We start from the raw sequence: 1,218 nt of genomic DNA, 5'->3' as shown, positions 1-1,218 counted from the left end.
CGAGTGTCACTTCTCACCGCAATCGAGCCATCTCGCTCTCGGCGTAATCAGGCCAGTTGAGTGACCGCAGACGAGCATCTCGAAGGGTCTCAAGTATGGCTGGACTTGGGCGTAGCGCCAGCGCTGCGCGCACGCGTGGGCGCCGGCGCGAGCTTCGGCGCGCGGTACGACTGCCCGTCCAGCACCATGCAGTAGGCGTTGTGGCGCAGCCGGTCCAGCGTGGCCGAGGCCAGCAGCTTGTTGACGGGGAAGGCCTGGTCCCACTCGGTGAAGTCCAGGTTGCTGGTGACGATGGTGGCGGCCTGCTCGTAGCGCTCGGCGATCAGGTCATGCAGATCCTCGTCGGCCGGCGCGCGCAGCGGCTTGAGGCCGAAGTCGTCGATGATCAGCAGCGGCACACGCGCCAGCGTGGCCAGCTTGCGCTCGTAGCTGCCGGTGGCGCGCGCCGCGTTCAGGCTTTGCGTCAGGCTCGCGCAGGTGCTGAACACCACGTCGATGCCCTGGCGCACCGCGCAGTGCCCCAGCGCCTGTGCCAAGTGGCTCTTGCCGGTGCCACATGGCCCGACGATCAACACCGGCGCCTTCTCCTGCAGGTAGCGCCCGGTGGCCAAGTCGTGCACCAGCGCGCGGTTGAGTTGCGGCAGCCGCTCGAAGTCGAACTGTTCCAGCGTCTTGGTGGTGCGGAACTGCGCGCGGCGCAGCCGCAAGCTGAACTTCCAGGAACTCGGTGTACGCCAGCTTCGCATCGATGGCCTGGCGGTTGCGCGCCTCCAGCGAGTCCAGGATGCCCGACAGCCTCAGCTGCTTGAGTTGCGGGGCCAGTTCAGGAACGGGGTTCATCGGTCTTCTCCTTGCAGGTCAATGCAGCAACTCTTGCTGCGCTTGGGCGAACAGGCTGGCCGCGTCGCGCGCGAAGCGCGAACGGGCGTAGGCCTGCGGGGTCTCGGCGATCGGCTCGGCGCGCTGGTCGGCGCCGCTGGCCAGGATGGTCTTGACGGTGCGGAAGTACGGCGAGTCGTGCGCCAGCGCGCGCTGGCAGGCGGCTTCCACGCGTTCGGGGCTGTACTGCTTGGCCAGGTGGATGACGCCTTGCGCACCGCGCAGGCGCTCGACGATGCGATCGCTCAACAGGTGCTCGATCAGCCGCTGGCAGGCCGGCCCGATGCGGGCGCCCTGGGCGACGCACCAGCTGCGGTCGTGCGCGAAGAACGCCTGCGC

Annotated in this window: 2 pseudogenes; both read right to left on the bottom strand. The window is 68.4% G+C overall.

Going from position 1 to position 1,218, the window contains the following annotated elements:
- Positions 1-89: 89 nt before the first annotated feature.
- Positions 90-840: pseudogene (gene istB / locus E8D38_RS27920) on the bottom strand (IS21-like element helper ATPase IstB).
- Between the two features lie 18 nt (positions 841-858).
- Positions 859-1,218, bottom strand: a pseudogene (locus tag E8D38_RS28550) (IS21 family transposase); the annotation flags it as partial.

It is taken from the genome of Methylibium rhizosphaerae, assembly GCF_006386545.1.
Classification (GTDB): Bacteria; Pseudomonadota; Gammaproteobacteria; order Burkholderiales; family Burkholderiaceae_C; genus Pseudorivibacter; species Pseudorivibacter rhizosphaerae.
The sequence above is the reverse complement of the archived record's forward strand: the minus strand, read 5'-3'. Positions and strand labels throughout refer to the sequence as shown.